Source organism: Bradyrhizobium sp. WCU1 (assembly GCF_053474805.1).
Genome location: NZ_CM130280.1, coordinates 340,583 through 360,703, shown reverse-complemented (window position 1 = coordinate 360,703; position 20,121 = coordinate 340,583). Strand labels below are relative to the sequence as shown.

Here is a 20,121-nt window from a genome sequence, read left to right as displayed (position 1 = left end):
TGGAAGGCTCCGGAGGTAGCGCGATGGCTGACAAGAAGTTCAAATGCGTCCCGTTTGTAACGGAGGTTATGACCGCGCGCTATCCGAGGCTGTCGGAGCCTGACACCCAGGGCGAGTACGCTGACGGCAAGTACAAGACGGAAGCGACTGCTGGCAGCGACTACACCGAGCGCTTGCAGGATGAAATCCAAAGGGTCGCGGAGGCCAACTTCCCTCGTAAGAAGCACGTACACGTTCCGTGGAGGGACACGAGGGAGGGCGAGATTGCCTTCATCTTCAAGTCTCCGAAGATGCGGCCGGAGCTTAGCGATGCCAAGGGCAATCCTCTTGTGGCTGGCATTGTCATCCATGGAGGCTCGCTTATTCGCCTTTCGGGCGTCATCGCTGCTTGGGAGAAAGGGGCCAAGCGGGGCGTTTCGCTGTGGCCAGATGCCGTGCGCGTCATAAAGCTCGCTGACGGCGCTGAAGCCGCGCGGGTTGATGATCCCGAAGGCATCCCCAGCGGCGCGCAGGCGTTCGGGCCTCCTGAAGACGGCTTTGACGGGGCTGCATACGCCCAGTGGTGCAATCGCCTTGATTGCCCGTTCAATCGGCGTCAGGCACCGTAGCTGAAGCCATCGCTTTCATCACTTCGGTTCCGTAGTCCACCTTTTCAATAGCCTTCCGTAAGTTCACAAGGTCTCCCTTGGAGTAGTGGCCATAGGTCATGCTTCCCTTACGGCTATGTCCTACGAGTAGCTTGACGGTGCTCTCAGGCACCTCCAGCCCTTCCATACGTGTGATGAAGGTATGCCGCAGGGCGTGGAAGTCCTGCTTATCTCCAGTGACCCCCGCCTGATCTCTGAACCGGCCATACGCCTTGCTGATGTACCAGGAGCGTTTGTCGTCTGGTCCGCCCGGCTCAAGACCTGCGAACAGATACTCATCCTTGTCCTTCTGGCGGCGCTCTATGATGCCCACGGCTAGGGGATGGACAGGTATCTCACGTTTGGCCGCGCGCGTTTTGCCGCTGGTGATGACCAACCAATATCCATCCTCGCGCTTGTGAACGTCAGAGCGCTTCAAGGCGCACAACTCCTCCAAGCGCGCGCCATGCAGTAAGGCGAGCCTAAGAAGGTCGCTAAGGACCTGGGCGAACTTGGGTGTGCTGTAGCGGCCTTTGAGGAGCTTCAAAAGCGCGTCCTCACTGAGGCGCTTGCGGTCAGGCTCCTGCTTCTTGCCAAGTTGCTGGCCGAGCCAAGGATTGTCCCCGGCCACCCCACGGCCTTTTAGCCAACGCCAGAGAGAGGAGAGGGAGGAGACGTGCCGTCTGGCGGTAGCGCGGGCAAAGCCGGAGGTGTTCATAAGGTCTGTGACGTATTCCCCCGCCTTCTTCCGGGTCACCTCCTCAATGGACACGCTGTCGCTGGCCCAGCCCATAAAGCGCTTAATGGTGCTCTCGTGCTGCGCCTTCGTTTGGCCCGCGTGCTGGACCTCAGCCAGCCAGAGGGGGTACTGGTCCTTCAGCAGCGTGGCTTGACCTGTGGCAGCGTTGTAGAAGCGCGCAGCGGCCTCTGAGCCATCCTTGTCGAGTATCTCGCGCGCCTTAGCCTTCAGCCGGTCAAGCTCTTCTTCGTATTCGTTCCACTCGTGGTCCTCTTCGTCCTCGTGCCACACGTTCTTGGAGCTTTCGAGCGCTTGGCGGAACTCGGCCGCCAGCCGGGACAGCTTCGCATCCTCATCGCTGGCGCCTTTAGCCAGTTCAGCAATCCGCCGATGGAAGTCAGCAACATAGAAGTGCTTGCGCTTGTTCGCTTCAGCAAGGCTGTCGGTGCCCAGAGACTTTTTGAAGCGCTTCCGGCCTGCCTTCGCCTGTAGCGGCTTAGGTACCTCCACCACGACCGAATATGTGTTGTACTGCTTGACGAGATACTTCCGGTCCATTGGGCAAACCACCTAGCTGACCCACCTAGACTTATTGGCGAAAACATCTATAAACAAGCCATTCTAGGGCTTCCGCGACGTTCTGGCAGAGTATCCAGGTTCCCCAGCCAATCTGCCACAGCGGCGAAGCCATACCCCAAAATTCCGATGATCGCCCGCGGCCACCAGCTCCCGATGGTGACGCCGGTCGTGACAAGACAGCAGCCCACGGCATCGAGGCTGGATTAGCCCGGCGTAATCCACCATGGTCTCGCGCGTGAGGTCCTGGGTGTTGCGACAGAGGTTTGGGTGATGGACGAAATTCTTTATGCGCGCGAGGCGTCGATCGGCGTCGACGAGTTCATCGAGGTGTTGCGCCAATCGGGCCTCGGCGAGCGGCGTCCGCTCGCGGATACCGAGCGGATGGCGCGGATGATCGCCAATGCCAACCTGATCGTGACGGCGCGCAAGGCGCACCAACTCGTCGGCGTCTCGCGCGCGCTGACCGATTTCGCCTATTGCTGCTATTTGTCCGACCTTGCGGTCGATCGCCAGTATCAGGGGCATGGCATCGGCAAGCGCCTGATCGCGGAAACGCGGCGCTTCGCCGGACCTGAATCGATGTGCCTGTTGCTGTCGGCGCCTGACTCGATCGGCTTCTACAAGACCATCGGCATGCCGCAGCCCGACAATGCGTTTCTCTACAAGCGCGAGCGATAGCAGGCGGCGATCCGCGCCGCGCTATTTGATCTTGTCGTAGACCGTCGCGAAGTCGGCGAGCGGCATCGGGATCGAGATGGTCTCCTTGCCGAGATTCTGGAACGAGACCTTGAGCTGCTTGCCCGATTTCAGCTGGGTCAGGACATCGGCGGCGATCGGCGCATTGATGTAGCAGCCGCGCGCCTCGCAGGTCTGGATCGGCACGTCGACCGCCTTGCCGTCGTCGACCTGCAGCTTGGCACCGACGGGCAGGTTCAGGCCGAGCGGAAGCTGGATCAGCGCAACCGGGGCACGGGTGTCGCCGGGAACGCGGATGTTGACCAGCACGATGAGCTGGCCGGTCTTGCTGAGAACAGCGGTCTGCTCCATCGCGCATTCGAGCGGCGCATCGCGGCTCGCGCTGGTGCAGCGCGCGACCCAGCCGGCATTGTTGCCGGATGCATCGCCTTGCGGCGCGGCGGGCGCAGCTACGGGAGCCGGGGCGGGCACCGTCTTGCCCTTGGGCGTCTGGGCGTGGCCAAGGCCGGCTGCGCCGAACGCGGTGAACAGGACGACGAGAAGCGACTTTGCGACAATCTTCACGATACCGGCTCCGAAATGAACATCTTCGGATGTGCCGGTATGGAGGCAAATGTCAAGTCACTCGGCGGCCTGCTTGACCGATCGGTCCTCGCCATCGTCGGCATCGTGGCCGGCGCGCGGCGAGCGGCCCCAGTTCGCAAACGCGTTGGAGAGCCGGTCGAGATAGAGATAGACGACGGGCGTCGTGAACAGCGTCAGCGCCTGGCTGACGATCAGGCCGCCGACCATGGCGTAGCCGAGCGGCTGGCGGATTTCGGAGCCGGTGCCGGTGCCGAGCATCAGCGGGACGCCGCCGAGCATAGCGGCCATCGTCGTCATCATGATCGGGCGGAAGCGGAGCAGCGCGGCCTGACGAATCGCCGCCACCGGCTCCATGTGCTGATCGCGCTCGGCGGCGATCGCGAAGTCGACCATCATGATGCCGTTCTTCTTCACGATGCCGATCAAGAGGATGATGCCGATCAGCGCGATCAGCGAGAAGTCGAAGCCCGCGGCCATCAGGATCGCCAGCGCGCCGACGCCGGCCGACGGCAGCGTCGACAGGATGGTGATCGGGTGGATGTAGCTCTCGTAGAGGATACCCAGGATCAGATAGACGACCACGAGCGCCGCCAGGATCAGCAGCGGCACGGTCGACAGCGATTGCTGGAACGCCTGCGCGGTGCCCTGGAAGCTCGAGCTCAGCGTCGCCGGCGCGCCGAGGTCGACCATGGCCTTCTGCACCGCATCGGTCGCCTGGCCGAGCGCGACACCCTGCGCCAGGTTGAACGAAATGGTGATCGCCGGGAACTGACCCTGATGGCTGATCGACAGCGGCCGCACCGGCGTGCTGGTCCACTTCGCAAAGGTCGACAGCGGCACCTGTTCGCCGGTCAGCGGCGACTTGATGTAGATGTTGTTCAGCGTGTCGATCGCGCCCTGCAGCTCCGGCAGCACCTCGAGGATGACGTGGTAGCTGTTGAGCTGGGTGAAGTACTGCGTCACCTGGCGCTGGCCGAACGCGTCATAGAGCGTGTCGTCGATCAGCTGCGGCTGGATGCCGTAGCGCGAGGCGGTGTCGCGGTTGATCTTCAGCTCGACCGTGGTGCCGTTGGTCTGCTGGTCGGTGGCGACGTCGCGCAGCTGCGGCAGCGTCTGCATCTTGGCCAGGATTTTCGGCGCCCATTGATTCAGCTCGGCAAGATCGGCGTCCTGCAGCGTGAATTCGAACTGGGTCCGGGTCGGTCGGCCGCCGAGGCGGACGTCCTGCGCCGCCTGCATGAACAGCCGGGCGCCCTGGACCTTCTCCAGCTTCGGCCGCAGCCGGGCAATGATCTGCTGCGCATTGGCGTCGCGCTCGTTAAGCGGCTTGAGCGTGATGAACATCGTGCCGTTATTGCCGGCGCGGCCGCTGCCGCCGATCGCCATCGCCACCGTCGCGACGGCGGGATCCTGCATCACGATCTTGCCGAGCTCCTCCTGCTTCCGCTTCATGTCGGCGAAGGAGATGTCCTGGTTGGCTTCCGAGGTCGCGGAGATCAGGCCGACGTCCTGCTGCGGGAAGAAGCCCTTCGGAATGACCACGAACAGGTAGATCGACAGCGCCAGCGTGCCGAAGAAGATCATCAGCGTGGTGAACTTCCAGCGCAGCGCGAGGTCGAGCCCGCTCCGATAGCCGCGCAGCATCGCGTCGAAGCCGCGTTCGCTGAGCTGGTAGAAGCGGCCGTGCCTCTCCTCGTCGTGGGCGCGCAGGAAGCGCGAGGCCATCATCGGGGTCAGCGTCAGCGACACGAACATCGAGACGAAGATCGTCATCGCCAGCACGACAGCGAATTCGCGGAACAGGCGGCCGATGATGCCGCCCATCAGCAGCAACGGGATCAGCACCGCGACCAGCGAGATGCTGATCGACACGATGGTGAAGCCGATTTCCTGCGACCCCTTGAAGGCGGCGGCCATCGGCTTCTCGCCCTCTTCGATGTAGCGGCTGATGTTCTCCAGCATCACGATGGCGTCGTCGACCACGAAGCCGACCGCGATCGTCAGCGCCATCAGCGACAGATTGTCGAGCGTGTAGCCGAACACCCACATCAGCGCGCAGGCGCCGAGCAACGCCAATGGCACCGTGACGGTCGGGATCACCGTGGCCCAGAAGCTGCGCAGGAAGACGAAGATCACCATCACGACCAGGAAAATGGTCAGGAGCAGGGTGAACTGGACATCCTCTACCGCGGCGCGGATCGTGGTGGTGCGATCGGAGATGACATCGATCTTGATCGCCGGCGGGATCGCCGCGACCAGTCGCGGCAGCGTCGCCTTGATCTTGTCGACGGTGTCGATGACGTTGGCGCCGGGCTGCTTGAAGACGACGAGGAACACGCCGCGCTTGCCGTTGGCCCAGGCAGCCTGCTTGGCATCCTCCGGTCCGGTGACGGCCTGGCCGATGTCGCGGATCCGCAGCGGCCCGCCGTTGCGATAGGCGATGATGACGTCGTTCCAGGGGTCTGCGGTGAGCAGCTGGTCGTTGGCGTAGATGGTGTAGGCGCGGGTGGCGCCGTCGATATTGCCCTTCGGGCTGTCGACGGTCGCGATGTTGATCGCGGCGCGGACGTCCTCCAGCGAAAGGCCTTTCGCGACCAGCTTGGCCGGGTCGATCTGGACGCGGACCGACGGCTTCTGCTGGCCGCCGATGACGACCTGCGCGACGCCGGAGATCTGGCTGATCTGCTGGGCCAGCTGGGCGTCGACGGCATCGCTCACGGTCGTCAGCGGCAGCGTGTCCGAGGTCGCCGACAGCAGCATGATCGGCGAGTCGGCCGGGTTGACCTTGCGATAGGTCGGCGGCGAGGGGAGGGTCTTCGGCAGCTGGCCGCTGGCGGCGTTGATCGCGGCCTGCACGTCGTTGGCCGCGCCGTCGATCGAGCGGTTGAGGTCGAACTGGATGGTGACCGCCGCAGTGCCGAGATAACTCGTCGAAGTCATCTGCGCGATGCCGGGGATCTGCGCGAACTGGCGTTCCAGCGGCTGGGCCACCGAGGTCGCCATCGTCTCCGGGCTTGCGCCGGGCAGGGACGCGGTGATCTGGATGGTGGGGAAGTCGACTTGCGGCAGCGGCGCGACCGGAAGCAGGGGGTAGGCAACGAGGCCGACGAACAGGATGCCCGCCATCAGCAGCGAGGTGCCGATGGGAAAGCGAATGAATGGTGCGGAAATTCCGGCGCTCATTCCTGCGTAACCTTCGACTGGGACTGGTCAGAGCTCGCCACCGCCGTCGTCACCAGGGTTCCCGGCGAGACCTTGTACTGGCCCGCGGTGATCACCTGCTGTCCCGGCGACAGGCCCTCGTCGATCACCGATTTGCCGTCGATCGATTGGGTCACCTTGATCTTGCGCAGCTCGGCCTTGTTCTCCTGATTGACAGAATATGCGTACAGGCCTTCGGTGCCATGTTGCACCGCATCATCCGGCACGACGGTGGCATCCTTCAATGTGCGGACCAGAAGCCGGGTCGAGACCGACTGGCCGGGCCACAGCGCACGGTCCTTATTATCAAACACCGCTTTCAGCCGGACAGTCCCGCTTGTCGTGTCGACCTGATTGTTGATCAGCGCGAGGGTTCCGGTCGAGAGCACCCGCTTGCCGTCGGTGGTCAGGGCAATGGTCTTGGGCGGCGCCACGGCCAGCGCCGCCTTGATATCGGGCAGCTGGTCCTCCGGCGCGGTGAAGATCACCGTGATCGGCTCGATCTGGGTGATCGTCACGATGCCGGTCTGGGCCGAGGCATTGACGATGTTGCCGATATCGACCAGCCGCAGGCCGACGATGCCGTCGATCGGTGACTTCACGGTGGTGTAGTCGACCTGGGTCTGCGCGTTGAAGATGGCGGCTTCGTCGGCCGCGATCTGCGCCGTGAGCTGGGCCACGGTGGAGCGCTGGGTGTCGAGCTGCTGGCGGGTCGCGAACTCGCCGAGCTTGGTGTAGCGCTGCAAATCGAGGTTGGCGTTGGCGAGGTTGGCTTCGTCTTGGGCCTTCTTGGCCTTGGCCTGGTCGAGCGTCGCCTGATAGGGCCGCGGGTCGATCTCGACCAGCGTGTCGCCAGCCTTGACGAACTGGCCTTCCTTGAAAGCGATCTTGGTGATCTGGCCGTCGACCCGGGTGCGGACCTGGACGGTGTTGAACGCCTGCACTGTGCCGAGACCGGTCAGGTAGACCGGGAAGTCTGCCTTTTCGACCGGCGAGATCTTGACCGGAACAGCCGGGCGCTGCTGGGCGGCACGCTTCTGCGAGGCCTCAGCGGCCAGCTTGTTGTCGGAATATTTTTGCCAGCCGAAATAACCGGCGGCGCCAACCGCAGCGATCACAAGAACCCAACCGATGGTGCGTGACTTGGACATGCGGACTCTTGGGTTCGACGAAACGATAAAGGGTGATCGAAACGGCTCTCAGAGCTTGCGGATATAATATGCGTGCACTTAATGTGTAAACACACCAAGGCTTGAGAATCCTAAACATTTGGAAAGGTTTAGGTCAGAAACGAGCAGAAATATTCCGTCTGGGAAACGCACCGAGGACCCCTATGTCGCTCGATCTCAAACGCCAGTTCATCGCGCAGCTCGTCGAGAGCTCGAGGCTGCTGCGCAACTATATCGATCATCGCGCCAAGGCGCGAGGGACCACGCGTGCCCAATGGATCGTTCTGTTCCGGTTGCGCGAGCAGGAGGGGCTTTCCCAGGTCGATCTCGCCGACGTCCTCGAATTGCAGCCGATCTCGTTGGTGCGGCTGCTTGACCGCCTGGTCGAGCACGGCCTGCTCGAACGCCGCCCCGACCCCAGGGATCGCCGCGCCAATCGCCTGTTCCTGACCAGGACCGGGCGCCGCCTGGTCGACGATCTCGACAGTCTGCGCGACGCGATCGCAGGCGACATACTGCGCGACGTATCGGACAGGCATATCGAGAGTGGCCTCGCCACGCTTCGCGAGGTCAAGGATCGCATCAAGGCGCTCGGTGAGGGCGCGGAGCACATCGCCGCGAAATAGCGCGCGTCTCGTTGCTCGCGGACCTGCCCTCGATTCGTTCAGCTGTCGCAGCTTGCGCGACGCGGTTGAATCGCCGCGGGATGTCGTTCATATCGCGCAGCGACAATGCGAGAGGATGAGGGCAGCGATGGATGAGTTGAACGGGCGCATGATGGCATGCCAGATCCTGGTCACCGGATTGATCGCGCGCGTCGCCAACGAGCAGCGTGATCCGCTGCGCTTTCTCTCCGACTTCCGCGACGAGATCAAAGCGGTCGTCGACGGTGTCAATATCGCCGGCCTCGAGAACAGCGACCGCGTGCGGCAGGTCGCGCAGCGGACCATCGACGAGCTGTTCTCGCTGATGAAGCCGCCAGGCGGCGAGTGATCGCGGAGTGGAATTCGTCGGCAGCGCGAAAGCTCGCCGACGGCGCGCCGGCAACAGTTTAGAACGATTATTAGAACGCTTAAAAACTAGAGTTTAGAACGATTTCAAACCACAAATTAGAATCCCTTTGAACTGGGGCGATTCAAGCAAACTGTGGCGCTGATCGCATTGATAAAAAAACTCACGCTCGATAACCGAAAGAGACAGTTCGTCGCACCGTGATTTCGCGACGAACGTGCTTTTTGGGGGCGTGGAAGAAATGAGCAATGTGAGGGCGCCGAGATCGCTGCGCTTCGATGCGGTGGTCGGTTCTGCCGATGGTACGGGATATTCAGCCACGAAGGTCTCCGCAGTCGCGAGCTTGATCGCGGTGGCGTCGTTTTCGGGAGCCGAGGCGCAGCAATCCACCCTTCCGCCGGTGAATGTCGATGCACCTGTGGCTCGCCCGCGGCCCGTTCGCTCGAAGCCCACGTCGGATCAGGTCCGCGCCCGCGACGCGCTGCGCCGCGCCGCGCGCCGCAGCAACCAGCAGGCCCAGCAGGCGCCGGTGCCGTTTCCCAATGCCGGCGGTCTTGCCGCCGACCGCGATCGCTACGCGGATCCGGCCGCGCCGTACAAGGGCGACCGTTTGCAGGCATCCGGCAAGTTTCCCGAACCGATCCTGAACACGCCGAAGACGGTCACGGTGCTGACCAAGGACATTCTCGAAGACAAGAACGCGACCTCGCTGAAGTCCGCGATCCTGTCGACGGCCGGCGTTACGCTCGGCACGGGCGAGGGCGGCAACGCGTTCGGCGACCGCTTCTTCATCCGCGGCTTCGATGCGCGCAATGATGTCTTCATCGACGGCGTGCGCGACGCCGGCGTCAGTGTCCGCGAGAACTTCTTCACCGAGCAGGTCGAGATCCTGCGTGGCCCGGGCTCGACGTTTGCAGGCCGCGGCACCACCGGCGGTGCGATCAACATCGTCACCAAGCAGGCGACGACGGAGAACAGCTTCTACAACATGGACACCTCGTTCGGCACCGATCGCACCAAGCGGGTGACGCTCGATGTCAACCAGGTGATCAGCCCGACGCTGGCGATCCGCGCCGGCGGCTTGTTCCAGGATGCCGGCGTTGCCGGCCGCAGCTATGTCACCGACAATCGCGATGGCGCGTTCGTCGCCGGAACGTGGAAGCCGGTCGATGCGGTGAAGATCACCGGCAACTACATCCATACCGAGCTCACCGGCATCCCGGACTTCGGCGTGCCCTACTACCGGCCGAGCACCGCGAGCACGGCCGGTGGCCCGTTCCCGGATTTCGGCGTCAACCGCAACAATTTCTACGGCTTCGTCAATCGCGACTTCTTCAGGACCGGGCAGGACATCGGCACGATCAACGCCGAGGTGCAGGTCACGCCGGACCTCGTGATCAGCAACAAGATCCGGGAATCGCGCTCGACCCAGAACTACATCGGCACGCTGCCGGAATCGCCGGCGTTGGCCAATCCGCTGTCGGCCTCGACATTGACCGCGAATCCGCAGAGCCGTTACCAGGTCACCGACGTGTTCGCCAATCAGACCGAAGCGACCTACAAGTTCAACGACGGCGCCGGCTTCAAGCACACAGCGCTGGCCGGCTTCGAGTATGACAACGAAAGGTCCTCGATCGACAAGTATCTTGGTCTGAACTCCGAAGCGTTGCCGGGCGGGTTCAGCGGCGGCGGATCGCTCGCCGGCGTCAGCGTGTTCAATCCGCAATACACGAACATTCCGTTCTCGGTTCCGTCGGGACTGTCCGGGCTGCCAACCAAACTCACCATCGACACCAAGAGTGTCTATGTCATGGACAGCGCCAATTACAACGATCTCGTGATCCTCAACGGCGGCGTCCGCTATGACGATTACAACATCAAGACCAGCGGCTATGGCACGGTCAATGGTGTTGCCGGCGTCTTCGGTCAGCAGCAGCAAGACTACGGCATGCCGAACTTCAACCTCGGTCTGACACTCAAGCCGTTGCCGAACGGGAGCGTCTATGCCGCCTATGCCACGTCATCCAACCCGGTCGGCGCGGAGTTTGACGGTTCGAGCATCCAGTATGGTGGCCTCGCGCCGGTTCTCAATGGCAATCCAAGCCAGATCTTCGGGCCGGAAAAGAACAAGGCGATTGAAGTCGGCACCAAGTGGGAGTTGTTCGATCGCCATCTGCTGGTGACCGCTGCGCTGTTCCAGACCGAGAAGGAGAACGCGCGCGAATCCATGAACGTCACGGCGGCGACCGCAACCGCCGCATGTCCTTATCCGGCCGGTACGACCGGAAGCGTCTCCTGCATCAGCGCCGGCGCGGCCTATCGCATCCGCGGCATCGATCTCGGAGTGGGTGGCAAGATCACCGACAAGTGGAGCATGTTCGGCGGTCTGGTGCTGATGCAGTCGGAGGTGACCAAATCGAATATTCCGCCGGCGAACACAGCTCTGTACACCACGAATGTCGGCTTGCCGCTTTCCAACGTGGCGCATCAGTCGTTCAGCATGCTGACGAAGTATCAGCTCACCGACATTTGGGAGCTTGGCGGGCAGGCGGTGTATCGCTCCAAGGTCTATGGCGGCACCTTCCTTGCCGCCAACCAGGGCACCTCGATCCCGAGCTATTGGCGCTTCGACGCCTTTGCCGAGGCGAAGATCGACAAGCATTGGACCGTGAAGCTGTTCGTCAACAACATCTTCGACAAGCGCTACTACGACGCGTTGTACCAGAGCGCGGCACCGTTCGTGCTCGAGGCACCGGGGCGCGCCGCGTATCTGGTCGTGTCGGCGCGTTACTGACGGAGGCCTCGCGGCACAAGATGCTGGTCTGCATTCCCAACGTATTGAGCAAGGCTGATGTGGCGGATTTCCGCCGCATTATGGAGCAAGCCGAATGGGAAGACGGCCGCTCGACCGCGGGGGCTGCCTCCGCGATGGTCAAGCGCAACGAGCAGTTGCCGCCCGACAGCGAGGTCGCGCGGCAGCTCGGCAACCGCATCCTGTCGGCGCTGTCGGCGAGCCCGCGTTTCATCTCGGCGGCGATCCCGCTCCGAATCTTTCCGCCCTTGTTCAACCGCTACGCTGCAAGCGACGGGCATCATTTCGGCCTACACGTCGACAATGCGGTACGGGGCGACAGGCTGACAGGCCTGCGGATCCGCACCGACTTGTCGGTCACGCTGTTTTTATCGGAGCCGGAAGAGTACGATGGCGGCGAGCTGGTCATCGAAGACCTCTACGGATCGCATGAAATCAAGCTGCCGGCGGGCGATCTCGTGGTTTATCCTGCTTCCAGCTTGCATCTGGTCACGCCTGTCACGCGGGGAATGCGGGTAGCGTCTTTTTTCTGGCTGCAGAGCATGGTACGGGATGCCCACGCGCGCAGCCTGATCTTTGATCTCGATACTGCGATCCAGGCCCTGGTTGAGCGGCTGGGCCGCGATGACCCCGAAACGGTCAAATTGACCGGGATTTATCACAACCTGATCCGTCACTGGGCTGAAGTGTAACTGATGATGACATTCAAGTTCCCCGCTGCATCCGCCCTGGTCGCCTCGCTGGCGGTGCTGATGCTGGCCGTGCCGTGCTCGGCGCAGCAGCAAACGGCGCCTGCCGCGCAGCCCGCGCCCGTGACCCGGGCCCAGCCTGCGGCCGCGGCTCAACCGCAGGCGGCCCAGCCTGTGGCGGCTGTCCCGACCGCGCCGGTTGCGGCGCCGCAAGCGCAGGCGGCGCCGACGCCCGCCGCGGCTCCGGCTCCAGCACCGGCAGCGCTCGATGCGTCGCCGGCCGCGCCCGCGGGCGGCGACGGCAAGGTGCTGAAATCGACCAGCACCGGCCTGCACGAATTGTCGCCGTGGAACATGTTCATGAACGCCGACATCATCGTGAAGGCGGTGATGCTCGGTCTCGCGTTCGCATCGCTCGTGACCTGGACGGTGTTCATCGCCAAGACGATCGAGCTGACCGTCGCACAGAGCAAGCTGCGCGGCGCGCTCGCCAAGATCGCTGAATCGCGGTCGCTCGCCGAGGCGCAGTTCGCGCTCGGCGCCAAGGGCACCGTGCTGTCCGCGTTCATTGCTGCCGCGATGCGTGAAGGACGTCTGTCGGCGGGCATCTCCAGCGACAGCGGCATCAAGGAGCGCGCGGCGTCGAGCTTTGCCGAGATCGTGCGCGCCGAAGCGCGCAAGATCCGCGTCGGCATGGGCCTGCTCGCGAGCATCGGCGCGACGTCACCCTTCGTCGGCCTGTTCGGCACGGTCTGGGGCATCATGAACAGCTTCATCGGCATCTCGAAGTCGCAGACGACGAACCTTGCCGTGGTGGCGCCGGGTATCGCGGAGGCGCTGCTTGCAACGGCGATCGGCCTCGTCGCGGCGATCCCCGCGGTCATCATCTACAACCATTTTTCGCGGCTCACGAAGGTCTATCTCGAGCTCGTCAACCGCGCCTCGGGCGCCGCGGGACGGCTGCTGTCGCGTGATCTCGATCGCACCCATGGCAGCATACCCGGCGACGTTCCGCGCAACGCGCATGCACGCGCCGCCGCGGCGGAGTAGGCGATGGCAGTCTCGATCTCAGAGAACGACGGCGACGACGATTTCGCGGAATCCCACGAGATCAACGTCACGCCGTTCATCGACGTGATGCTGGTGCTGCTGATCATCTTCATGGTGGCGGCTCCGCTCTCGACCGTCGATCTGCCGATCGATCTGCCGACCTCCAGCGCGACGCCGCAGAAGAAGCCTGACAAACCGACCTATCTCAGCATCAAGCCGGACCTGACGCTAGCGATCGGGGAGAACGCGGTGAAGCGGGCCGACCTGATCAATTCGCTGGATGCGGTGCCCGACATGAACCGGGACAAATACGTGTTCCTTCGCGCCGATCGCATGGTGCCCTATGGCGAGCTGATGGGCGTCATGGAATTGTTGCGCGCCGGCGGCTACACGCATGTGAAGCTGGTCACGCTCGAGGGCGTACCGGGCGCGCCCGCGGCCCAGCAGGCCGAGCCGGCCAAACCCTGACGGCGAGCAGAGATGTCCACCAATCCCGATCTCGATCTGCGGACGTCGAAGCGGCTCTGGGTGATCGCCGCGGTGACGGCGGTCGGGCTGCACCTCGGCGGTGCGGCGCTGGCGCTGGCGAATTTGCGCAGCGATGACGGCGACGAGGGACTTGGCGCCGCCGGCGCGGAGTACGCGGTCGAGCTTGCCTCCGCGACGGACGAGGATAATCCGGCGCCCCCTGGACCGGAGGACCGAGCGCAGGAAGCGTCGCCGGAAATGACCCAGCAGAAGGCGGAGGTCAAGGAGACCGACCTTCCGCAGGCCAAGCCGACCGAGACTGAGGACGCCGACCGCCTCGTCACGGAAGACAACAGCAAGAAGCCGAAGGAGGACGAGGCGCAGGTCGCCAAGGTTCAGACCGAGACGAGCGAAGCCGCCGAGAAGCACATCGACCAATCGCCCACCAAGCTAGAAGACGCGACGCGTCAGTCGGAGACCACCAAGGCGCCCAATCCCGGGATCGGCAAGGACAAGTTCGCGCTGACGGCCAAATGGGGCAAGAAGATCAGCGCCTATTTCGACCTGCACAAGAAGTTCCCGGAGAACAGGTCCAAGGATGCCAAGGTGAAGTTGGCCCTTGTGATCAACCGCGTTGGCAAGGTGTTGTCCGTTGCCGTGATGGAATCATCGGGTGATGCCGCCTATGACGACGCGGCGGTCTCGACGGTGCATCGTTCCAATCCGGTGCCACCGCCGCCGGCGGACCTGCGCGACGATCAGTTCTCCTTCAGCCTCGACTTCAAGTTCAGCAAGCCGAAGAAGTAGCCAGCCAAGGCGCGCGACCAGCGGTAGCCGGGGATCTCGTACGCGGGTCAGAACCGATCGAACGCGAGCACCTCGCCGTCGTCGGGAATACGCAACCGGGCAGCCGGAATGCCGCGTGATCGAGCGTATTGCCGGAGATCGGCGCGACTGACGGTCGCATGATCGAGTGCATCGAGATGCGTTGCGACGACGATGGCGTGGGGAGCCGCCTCGCATACGGCAACCGCCTGCTCGGCATCCATCGCGATCGGATCGCCTTCCCACAATGCGCCGCAAGGATGGATGACAATGATATCGGGCGCGGTGCTTCTGATCGTTTCCTCGACCGCCGGATAGAGGACCGTGTCGCCCGACCAGTACAGGGTCGGCTCGCCAGGCGCTTCCAGGCTGAAGCCGATGACCGAACCCATCTTCTCGACGACCGGACCATTGCCGTGACGGGCGTCGCGCCGCAGCAGCCTGATGCCGCGCCAATCGATCCGGTCTGCGAGTGGTATGACGTCCTCGAACCCAAACGATCGGATCTTGTCCTCGTCGCCGGGCTGGCAGACCAGCGGCAGATGCTTCGGCACCAAGGATTTGGCGAGGGGATCGAAATGATCGGAATGCAGGTGCGAAACGATGACAAGCTCGACGCCATCCAGGATGTCGTCGATGGGGATCGGCAGATCCACCAGCGGATTGAGTGACCGCCCGCCGATCGACGGCCGGCTGTGCTTCGGTGCAAGGAAGGGATCGACCAGTATCGTCCGGTCAGCGACCCTGAGCTTCAACGTCGCGTTACGCACCAGTTGCAGTCTCATTGAGCGTCTCCTTCGGGGTTCGATCGCTGCGCAAATCCGGCGACTTCGTCACGCGCGGAGCCGCAGGTAGAGATTGTTCAGGATCAAGGCGACGCCGGTCATGCATGCGCCTGCGATCTGGATCCGCGTCGGGACGACGCCGGCGATCGCCGAGACGGTGAATGCGGTGATCGGCACGACGTCCATGAAGAGCACGCCGTTGAGCGGCGTCAGGATCTTGTTGCCGAGATTCCAGCACAGCACGCCGACGACACTGGCAATCAGGCTCATGTAGAGCAGGTGCGGAACAATGAAGAGCAGATCGGCGGGGCCCGGCAGCGCGATCACCCGCGTCAGGGCGAGGATCGCGTTGATCGCGACGATCGTGGTCAGGCCGAGCGACATCGTCATGGTGGTGTATTTGAGCGCCGACCATCTTGCGAAGCGCGCCGCGCTGAAGGTGTAAATCAGCCAAAAGATCATTCCGAGCACGATCAGCGCGTTGGCCGAATAGTTCTGCGGTTCGCGCAGCAGCCCGCCGACGTCTCCCTTGGTGATGACGAGCGCGACGCCGCCGAACGACAGCAGCACCAGCAGCATCGTCACGAGCGGCGGAAGAACCCGGCGGACCACTGAGATGATGAGGATGCCGAGCAACGGCTGCGTGGCGGCCATGATCGATGTCGTCAACGCTCCGTCGCGTCCAGCCAGTTGCTGGCCGAGAAACACCAGGAAGCCGAAGCCGGCGAACCCGACCGAGCCCAGCAGCCAGGCGAGCGCGATCGGCTCGCCTTGCAGGTCCAGCGCATTTGGCCCCTCCGTGATCCTGAGCAGCACGAGCGAGACGGCCGCCGCGATCAGATAACGCAGGGATGTGAAGGTGAAGGGATCGACGCGGGTGAGCGCACTTGCCATCACGGGAAACATCAACCCGAACGAGACTGACGCTGCGAGGCAATACAAGGTCCCCTTGAGATACACGCCTTGCGCGGCCCGGTGCTTCCCGTGTTCGAGGGAGGACGCCGACGGTCCCGGCGACGACGTTGCAGTGTTGGTCATGATTTCTCCAGGCATGTCGGTTCGATTGCGAGGCTCGACCATGCGTGCGGGAAGCCGTTCTTGACCATTGGCACGAATGACATATATCGTGAATATCGTGCCAAGATCGCGACATACGAAGCCGGCAGGTGATGGCGGGGCCCGGCGGGATCGTTCCCGCGACAGGGTGGTCGCGGTGCTGGCCTATGACGGCGTCAATGCCTTCGAGCTCGGCATGGCGCTCGAGGTGTTTGGCTTGCCGAACATGAGACCGGACTGGTACCGGGTCGCGGTTTGCGCGGAGCGGCCCGGGGTGCCGCTCACGGCCGGGGCCGGCGTCAAGATCGTCGCCGATGCCGACTTCTCGTTCCTGTCGCAAGCGGGCACGATCATCGTGCCGGGTTGGCAGGATATCGAGGCATCACCGCCCGAGGCGGTGCTCGCTGCGCTTCGCCGTGCGCATGCGCGCGGCGTCCGCATCGCATCGATCTGTTCCGGCGTGTTCGTGCTCGCCGGCGCCGGACTGCTGGAGGGACGACGCGTCGCGGCGCATTGGGCTCATGCCGAGCCGCTGGTGCGCCGGCATCCTTCGCTGCGGGTCGATGCCAGGGTTCTCTACGTCGATGACGGGGACATCATGAGTTCGGCCGGGCGGGCCGCCGGACTCGATCTCTGCATCCATATCGTGCGCAAGGATTTCGGGCCCGAGATCGCCAATGATGTCGCGCGGCGCCTGGTGATCCCAGCGCATCGCGAGGGCGGGCAGGCGCAGTTCATTCCAAATCCGGTGGTCCTTGCCGAGGGCGATCCTCTCGCCGAGCTCTGCGCATGGATGCGGAGGAATCTGGATCGCGACCTGACGATCGAGAGCCTGGCGGGCAGGGCCCGCATGAGCCGGCGAACCTTCATTCGGCGCTTCGAGGCGGCAACCGGCATGTCACCGGGCGAATGGGTGCTGCAGGAGCGCATGACACAGGCACGAGATCTGCTGGAAGCCACCGCCATGTCGGTCGAGGACGTCGCGACCGCGGTTGGTTTCGGCACGGCGGATGCGCTGCGCCACCATTTTCGGACCCGCCTCGACACCAGTCCGATGCGCTATCGGCTGGACTTCGCCCCCAAGGCAAGACAGCCGCACAGGGCAGGCCAGCGAAGCTGACCCGCCCTGTACGGGGATGACGGCGCCTCAGCTCTTCTTCACCAGCGGGCAGGCACTCTTCTCGAGCGGCAGGAAGGCTTCATCCGCCGGGATCGTCGCCATCAGCTTGTAATAGTCCCACGGATATTTCGACTCCGATGGCTTCTTCACCTCGAACAGATAGGCGGGATGGATCTTGCGGCCGTCGACGCGGATCGAACCCTTGCCGAACAAGGGATCGTCGGTCGGCAACTCCTTCATCTTGGCGACGACAGCGCGGCCGTCATGCGGATTGCCGCCGAGCGCCTCCAATGCCTTGAAATAGTGGATCAGTGACGAATAGACGCCGGCCTGCACCATGGTCGGCGGGTTCTTCTTGAACCGCTCCATGAAGCGTTTGGTGAAGGCGCGGGTCTGATCATTCATGTCCCAGTAGAATGTCTCGGTGAAGTTCAGGCCCTGCGCAACGTTGAGGCCGAGCGCGTTGATGTCGGTGATGAACAGCAGCATGCCGGCAAGCCGCTGGCCGCCCGAGACGATGCCGAATTCGGCGGCCTGCTTGATCGCGTTGGTGGTGTCGCCGCCGGCATTGGCAAGGCCGACAATCTTGGCCTTCGAGCTCTGTGCCTGCAGCAGGAAGGACGAGAAGTCCGCGTTGTTGAGCGGATGCTTGACGCTGCCGAGCACCTTGCCGCCATTCGCGGTGACGACCGCCGAAGTGTCGCGCTCGAGCGCCTGGCCGAACGCATAGTCCGCGGTGAGGAAGAACCAGGTGTCGCCGCCGGATTTCACCAGCGCCTTGCCGGTGCCGTTGGCGAGCATGTAGGTGTCGTAGACCCAGTGCACCGTGTTCGGCGAGCATTGCGTGCCCGTGAGGTCGGACGAGGCGGAGCCCGAGTTCAAATTGACGACGTTCTTGTCCTTGGCGAGGTTGGCGATCGCGAGGCCGACATTGGAGGCTGCGAGATCGACGAACACGTCGACCTTCTCGACGTCGATCCATTGCTTGCCGATGTTGACGGCGACATCGGGCTTGTTCTGGTGGTCGGCCGAGATCAGGTCGATCTTCCAGCCTTTCGCCAGCAACCCGGAGTCCTCGATGGCCATCTGCGCCGCCACCGTCGAGCCGGGTCCGCCGATGTCCTGATAGAGACCGGACTGGTCGCCGAGGGCGCCGACCTTGGCGACCTTGTCCATCGTCTGCGCCGACGCACCGCCGGCGAAAACCAGGCTCGTGGTCATGACCAAGGCTGTCGTAGCCAAGGCTGCAATGGAACGCTTCATCTTCCCTCCAGTATGATTTTGTTCTTTTGGTTCCGCATTATGCCCGGCATCGGGCGCATCGCCTAGGGCGCGGGTTCGATCGATCGCGCGTGATATTCCACGCCGCGGCGATTGGATGGCCGGATGTGCGCGGCGCGATGCCGCGGCATCGGCGTGTCGCTCAAGAAAGCCCGGAATGAGATGAAGCGTGGACGGCGCTATTTCCAGTAGTAGCGGATCGCGACGTAAACCACGACGAGACAGGCGAAGATCAGCGCCACCGGCATCGGACGCTTGGCGTTCGGGCCGGAGGTGGTCGTCTTCTTGGCGGGCAGGCGGCGGAACGCGGTGACGTTGCCGGTGTCGGCGACCGGTTCGCGCGTGCGCGCCGGGACCTCCGGCGCCTTGCCGGCGCCGCCCATCTCCGCATAGTAGGTGCGATACATCTCCTGGATCGTCGCCTCGCTGGCCTCGGCGTCGCTCATCTGTTCCAGCAGCTTCTTGTGGATCGCCAGGAAATTCTGCGCCTCAGGCGGCAGGGCGGAGGCGCCGTTCAGCTTGGCCATCATCTTCCAGGTTGCAAAGTCAGCTCGCGCGCGGGTGTCGGCGCGTCGTGCAATCAGCATATCGGCAGCTTTGATCACCATGGCCTCGAAGCGTTCCTGTCCCTGCGCACGCCCGGGAAGATTGGGTTCCGGTTTTCCGATCGGGTCATGCGCAAATCAAAGCTATGTGTTTCCGGTGATGAGGAGAAGGGCGTTGATTACATAGCCGGTCAGAGTTCGCAGTATCGTTGAAATAACATCAAGATTTAGGCCGATCTGCCTGCCGATCACCGGCAGCAGGATCAAGAGTCCGATCAGAATCAGCATGCCGTAAGGCTCCAGCCGGGCGAGCGGGATCGCCAGCGGTCGCGGCAGCAGCCCGACCGCGACCCTTCCGCCGTCCAGCGGCGGGATCGGCATCATGTTGAAGATCGCGAGCACGATGTTGATCAGGAACGCGTTTTTCAAATTGTCCGCGGTCCATTTTGCCGCATCTGCGGGAACCAATGGCAGCGCGTGGAATGCCAGCGCCGCTGCCATCGCCAGCAGGATGTTGGTGACCGGGCCGGCCAGCGCCACCCAGACCATGTCGAGCTTGGGATGGTTGAGCTTGCGGAAATTCACCGGCACCGGCTTGGCGTAGCCGAACAGGAACGGCGAATGCGCGAACAGCAGCATCGCCGGCAGGATCAGCGTGCCGAATGGGTCGATATGCTTCAGCGGGTTGAAGCTGACCCGGCCGAGCTTCCAGGCGGTGTCGTCGCCGAGCCGGTGCGCGACAAAGCCGTGCGCCGCCTCATGAAACGTGATGGCGATGACCAGCGGCAGCACCCAGACGGAGACGTCGTAAAGCGAAATGTTCAATGGCGTGCCGCCTCGGATTCGCAGGGACCCGAGGTCAGGCTAGCACGGATTTGCTGAAG

At 63.4% G+C, this 20,121-nt stretch carries 20 protein-coding genes; 10 read left to right on the top strand and 10 right to left on the bottom strand.

The window, feature by feature from the left end; translation table 11 throughout:
- Nucleotides 1-23: 23 nt before the first annotated feature.
- Nucleotides 24-608 (top strand): hypothetical protein, encoded by a 585-nt coding sequence (locus ACTUWL_RS01785; RefSeq protein ID WP_021081603.1) that lies wholly within the window; start codon nt 24-26, stop codon nt 606-608.
- Here the strand turns inward: ACTUWL_RS01785 and ACTUWL_RS01780 are convergent.
- Entirely contained in the window at nt 586-1,923 is a 1,338-nt protein-coding gene (locus tag ACTUWL_RS01780; RefSeq protein ID WP_021081604.1) for a site-specific integrase, read from the bottom strand. The genes ACTUWL_RS01785 and ACTUWL_RS01780 overlap by 23 nt on opposite strands.
- A gap of 291 nt (nt 1,924-2,214) precedes the next feature.
- On the opposite strand from ACTUWL_RS01780, the gene ACTUWL_RS01775 reads away from it, so the two are divergent.
- Nucleotides 2,215-2,622 (top strand): GNAT family N-acetyltransferase, encoded by a 408-nt coding sequence (locus ACTUWL_RS01775; protein WP_021081605.1) that lies wholly within the window; start codon nt 2,215-2,217, stop codon nt 2,620-2,622.
- Nucleotides 2,623-2,643: 21 nt separating this feature from the next.
- Here the strand turns inward: ACTUWL_RS01775 and ACTUWL_RS01770 are convergent, their stop codons facing one another.
- Genes ACTUWL_RS01770 through ACTUWL_RS01760 form a run of 3 tightly spaced genes read right to left on the bottom strand, consistent with a single transcriptional unit; the run spans nt 2,644 to nt 7,577 of the window.
- Nucleotides 2,644-3,204 (bottom strand): invasion associated locus B family protein, encoded by a 561-nt coding sequence (locus ACTUWL_RS01770; RefSeq protein ID WP_021081606.1) that lies wholly within the window; start codon nt 3,202-3,204, stop codon nt 2,644-2,646.
- A gap of 57 nt (nt 3,205-3,261) precedes the next feature.
- Nucleotides 3,262-6,408, bottom strand: a complete 3,147-nt coding sequence (locus ACTUWL_RS01765; RefSeq protein ID WP_021081607.1) for a multidrug efflux RND transporter permease subunit — start codon at nt 6,406-6,408, stop codon at nt 3,262-3,264.
- A complete protein-coding gene (locus ACTUWL_RS01760) occupies nt 6,405-7,577 on the bottom strand; it encodes an efflux RND transporter periplasmic adaptor subunit (protein ID WP_021081608.1) in 1,173 nt (390 codons plus the stop codon). The genes ACTUWL_RS01765 and ACTUWL_RS01760 overlap by 4 nt, the downstream gene beginning before the upstream one ends.
- A 182-nt stretch (nt 7,578-7,759) precedes the next feature.
- On the opposite strand from ACTUWL_RS01760, the gene ACTUWL_RS01755 reads away from it, so the two are divergent.
- Together ACTUWL_RS01755 and ACTUWL_RS01750 are read left to right on the top strand one after the other, a co-directional pair.
- Entirely contained in the window at nt 7,760-8,221 is a 462-nt protein-coding gene (locus tag ACTUWL_RS01755; RefSeq protein ID WP_021081609.1) for a MarR family winged helix-turn-helix transcriptional regulator, read from the top strand.
- A 127-nt stretch (nt 8,222-8,348) separates the two neighbouring features.
- The gene (locus tag ACTUWL_RS01750) at nt 8,349-8,588 is read left to right on the top strand and encodes a hypothetical protein (RefSeq protein WP_021081610.1); all 240 of its coding nucleotides are present in this window, start codon (nt 8,349-8,351) and stop codon (nt 8,586-8,588) included.
- 93 nt (nt 8,589-8,681) lie between these two features.
- Here ACTUWL_RS01750 and ACTUWL_RS01745 read toward each other — a convergent pair whose 3' ends face one another.
- Nucleotides 8,682-8,927, bottom strand: a complete 246-nt coding sequence (locus ACTUWL_RS01745) for a hypothetical protein (protein WP_168471088.1) — start codon at nt 8,925-8,927, stop codon at nt 8,682-8,684.
- On the opposite strand from ACTUWL_RS01745, the gene ACTUWL_RS01740 reads away from it, so the two are divergent.
- Genes ACTUWL_RS01740 through ACTUWL_RS01720 form a run of 5 tightly spaced genes read left to right on the top strand, consistent with a single transcriptional unit; the run spans nt 8,848 to nt 14,432 of the window.
- On the top strand, nt 8,848-11,400 hold the full coding sequence (locus tag ACTUWL_RS01740; protein ID WP_021081611.1) for a TonB-dependent receptor: 2,553 nt from the start codon (nt 8,848-8,850) through the stop codon (nt 11,398-11,400). The two genes, ACTUWL_RS01745 and ACTUWL_RS01740, sit on opposite strands and share 80 nt — an antisense overlap.
- Nucleotides 11,401-11,420: 20 nt before the next feature.
- Nucleotides 11,421-12,110, top strand: coding sequence for a Fe2+-dependent dioxygenase (locus tag ACTUWL_RS01735; protein ID WP_021081612.1), 690 nt, complete (start codon nt 11,421-11,423; stop codon nt 12,108-12,110).
- Nucleotides 12,111-12,113: 3 nt separating this feature from the next.
- The gene (gene exbB / locus ACTUWL_RS01730; RefSeq protein WP_106940455.1) at nt 12,114-13,157 is read left to right on the top strand and encodes a tonB-system energizer ExbB; all 1,044 of its coding nucleotides are present in this window, start codon (nt 12,114-12,116) and stop codon (nt 13,155-13,157) included.
- A gap of 3 nt (nt 13,158-13,160) precedes the next feature.
- Complete coding sequence (gene exbD / locus ACTUWL_RS01725; RefSeq protein ID WP_106940454.1) at nt 13,161-13,625, top strand: TonB system transport protein ExbD; 465 nt, start codon at nt 13,161-13,163, stop codon at nt 13,623-13,625.
- Nucleotides 13,626-13,637: 12 nt separating this feature from the next.
- On the top strand, nt 13,638-14,432 hold the full coding sequence (locus tag ACTUWL_RS01720; protein WP_021082482.1) for a TonB family protein: 795 nt from the start codon (nt 13,638-13,640) through the stop codon (nt 14,430-14,432).
- Nucleotides 14,433-14,479: 47 nt separating this feature from the next.
- On the opposite strand, the gene ACTUWL_RS01715 is transcribed toward ACTUWL_RS01720, so the two are convergent.
- Nucleotides 14,480-15,235, bottom strand: a complete 756-nt coding sequence (locus ACTUWL_RS01715) for an MBL fold metallo-hydrolase (protein ID WP_021082481.1) — start codon at nt 15,233-15,235, stop codon at nt 14,480-14,482.
- Nucleotides 15,236-15,283: 48 nt separating this feature from the next.
- A complete protein-coding gene (locus ACTUWL_RS01710) occupies nt 15,284-16,273 on the bottom strand; it encodes a DMT family transporter (protein WP_021082480.1) in 990 nt (329 codons plus the stop codon).
- A 76-nt stretch (nt 16,274-16,349) separates the two neighbouring features.
- Between ACTUWL_RS01710 and ftrA the strand changes: the two genes are divergently transcribed.
- The gene (gene ftrA / locus ACTUWL_RS01705; protein ID WP_106940453.1) at nt 16,350-17,411 is read left to right on the top strand and encodes a transcriptional regulator FtrA; all 1,062 of its coding nucleotides are present in this window, start codon (nt 16,350-16,352) and stop codon (nt 17,409-17,411) included.
- A 27-nt stretch (nt 17,412-17,438) separates the two neighbouring features.
- On the opposite strand, the gene ACTUWL_RS01700 is transcribed toward ftrA, so the two are convergent.
- The 3 genes from ACTUWL_RS01700 to ACTUWL_RS01690 form a co-directional block, all read right to left on the bottom strand.
- A complete protein-coding gene (locus ACTUWL_RS01700; RefSeq protein ID WP_106940452.1) occupies nt 17,439-18,674 on the bottom strand; it encodes an ABC transporter substrate-binding protein in 1,236 nt (411 codons plus the stop codon).
- Nucleotides 18,675-18,871: 197 nt separating this feature from the next.
- Nucleotides 18,872-19,279: a hypothetical protein gene (locus ACTUWL_RS01695; RefSeq protein ID WP_035652728.1), complete on the bottom strand. Its 408-nt coding sequence runs from the start codon at nt 19,277-19,279 to the stop codon at nt 18,872-18,874.
- A 102-nt stretch (nt 19,280-19,381) separates the two neighbouring features.
- Complete coding sequence (locus ACTUWL_RS01690; protein WP_021081092.1) at nt 19,382-20,062, bottom strand: site-2 protease family protein; 681 nt, start codon at nt 20,060-20,062, stop codon at nt 19,382-19,384.
- Between the last annotated feature and the right edge of the window lie 59 nt (nt 20,063-20,121).

Excerpts from the sequence above, each read along its gene's own strand:
- ACTUWL_RS01785 (WP_021081603.1), top strand. The coding sequence starts at position 24 with ATGGCTGACAAGAAGTTCAAATGCGTCCCGTTTGTAACGGAGGTTATG.
- ACTUWL_RS01780 (WP_021081604.1), bottom strand. The coding sequence starts at position 1,923 with ATGGACCGGAAGTATCTCGTCAAGCAGTACAACACATATTCGGTCGTG.
- ACTUWL_RS01775 (WP_021081605.1), top strand. The coding sequence starts at position 2,215 with ATGGACGAAATTCTTTATGCGCGCGAGGCGTCGATCGGCGTCGACGAG.
- ACTUWL_RS01765 (WP_021081607.1), bottom strand. The coding sequence starts at position 6,408 with ATGAGCGCCGGAATTTCCGCACCATTCATTCGCTTTCCCATCGGCACC.
- ACTUWL_RS01760 (WP_021081608.1), bottom strand. The coding sequence starts at position 7,577 with ATGTCCAAGTCACGCACCATCGGTTGGGTTCTTGTGATCGCTGCGGTT.
- ACTUWL_RS01755 (WP_021081609.1), top strand. The coding sequence starts at position 7,760 with ATGTCGCTCGATCTCAAACGCCAGTTCATCGCGCAGCTCGTCGAGAGC.
- ACTUWL_RS01750 (WP_021081610.1), top strand. The coding sequence starts at position 8,349 with ATGGATGAGTTGAACGGGCGCATGATGGCATGCCAGATCCTGGTCACC.
- ACTUWL_RS01740 (WP_021081611.1), top strand. The coding sequence starts at position 8,848 with ATGAGCAATGTGAGGGCGCCGAGATCGCTGCGCTTCGATGCGGTGGTC.
- ACTUWL_RS01735 (WP_021081612.1), top strand. The coding sequence starts at position 11,421 with ATGCTGGTCTGCATTCCCAACGTATTGAGCAAGGCTGATGTGGCGGAT.
- exbB (WP_106940455.1), top strand. The coding sequence starts at position 12,114 with ATGATGACATTCAAGTTCCCCGCTGCATCCGCCCTGGTCGCCTCGCTG.
- exbD (WP_106940454.1), top strand. The coding sequence starts at position 13,161 with ATGGCAGTCTCGATCTCAGAGAACGACGGCGACGACGATTTCGCGGAA.
- ACTUWL_RS01720 (WP_021082482.1), top strand. The coding sequence starts at position 13,638 with ATGTCCACCAATCCCGATCTCGATCTGCGGACGTCGAAGCGGCTCTGG.
- ACTUWL_RS01715 (WP_021082481.1), bottom strand. The coding sequence starts at position 15,235 with ATGAGACTGCAACTGGTGCGTAACGCGACGTTGAAGCTCAGGGTCGCT.
- ACTUWL_RS01710 (WP_021082480.1), bottom strand. The coding sequence starts at position 16,273 with ATGACCAACACTGCAACGTCGTCGCCGGGACCGTCGGCGTCCTCCCTC.
- ftrA (WP_106940453.1), top strand. The coding sequence starts at position 16,350 with ATGACATATATCGTGAATATCGTGCCAAGATCGCGACATACGAAGCCG.
- ACTUWL_RS01700 (WP_106940452.1), bottom strand. The coding sequence starts at position 18,674 with ATGAAGCGTTCCATTGCAGCCTTGGCTACGACAGCCTTGGTCATGACC.
- ACTUWL_RS01695 (WP_035652728.1), bottom strand. The coding sequence starts at position 19,279 with ATGCTGATTGCACGACGCGCCGACACCCGCGCGCGAGCTGACTTTGCA.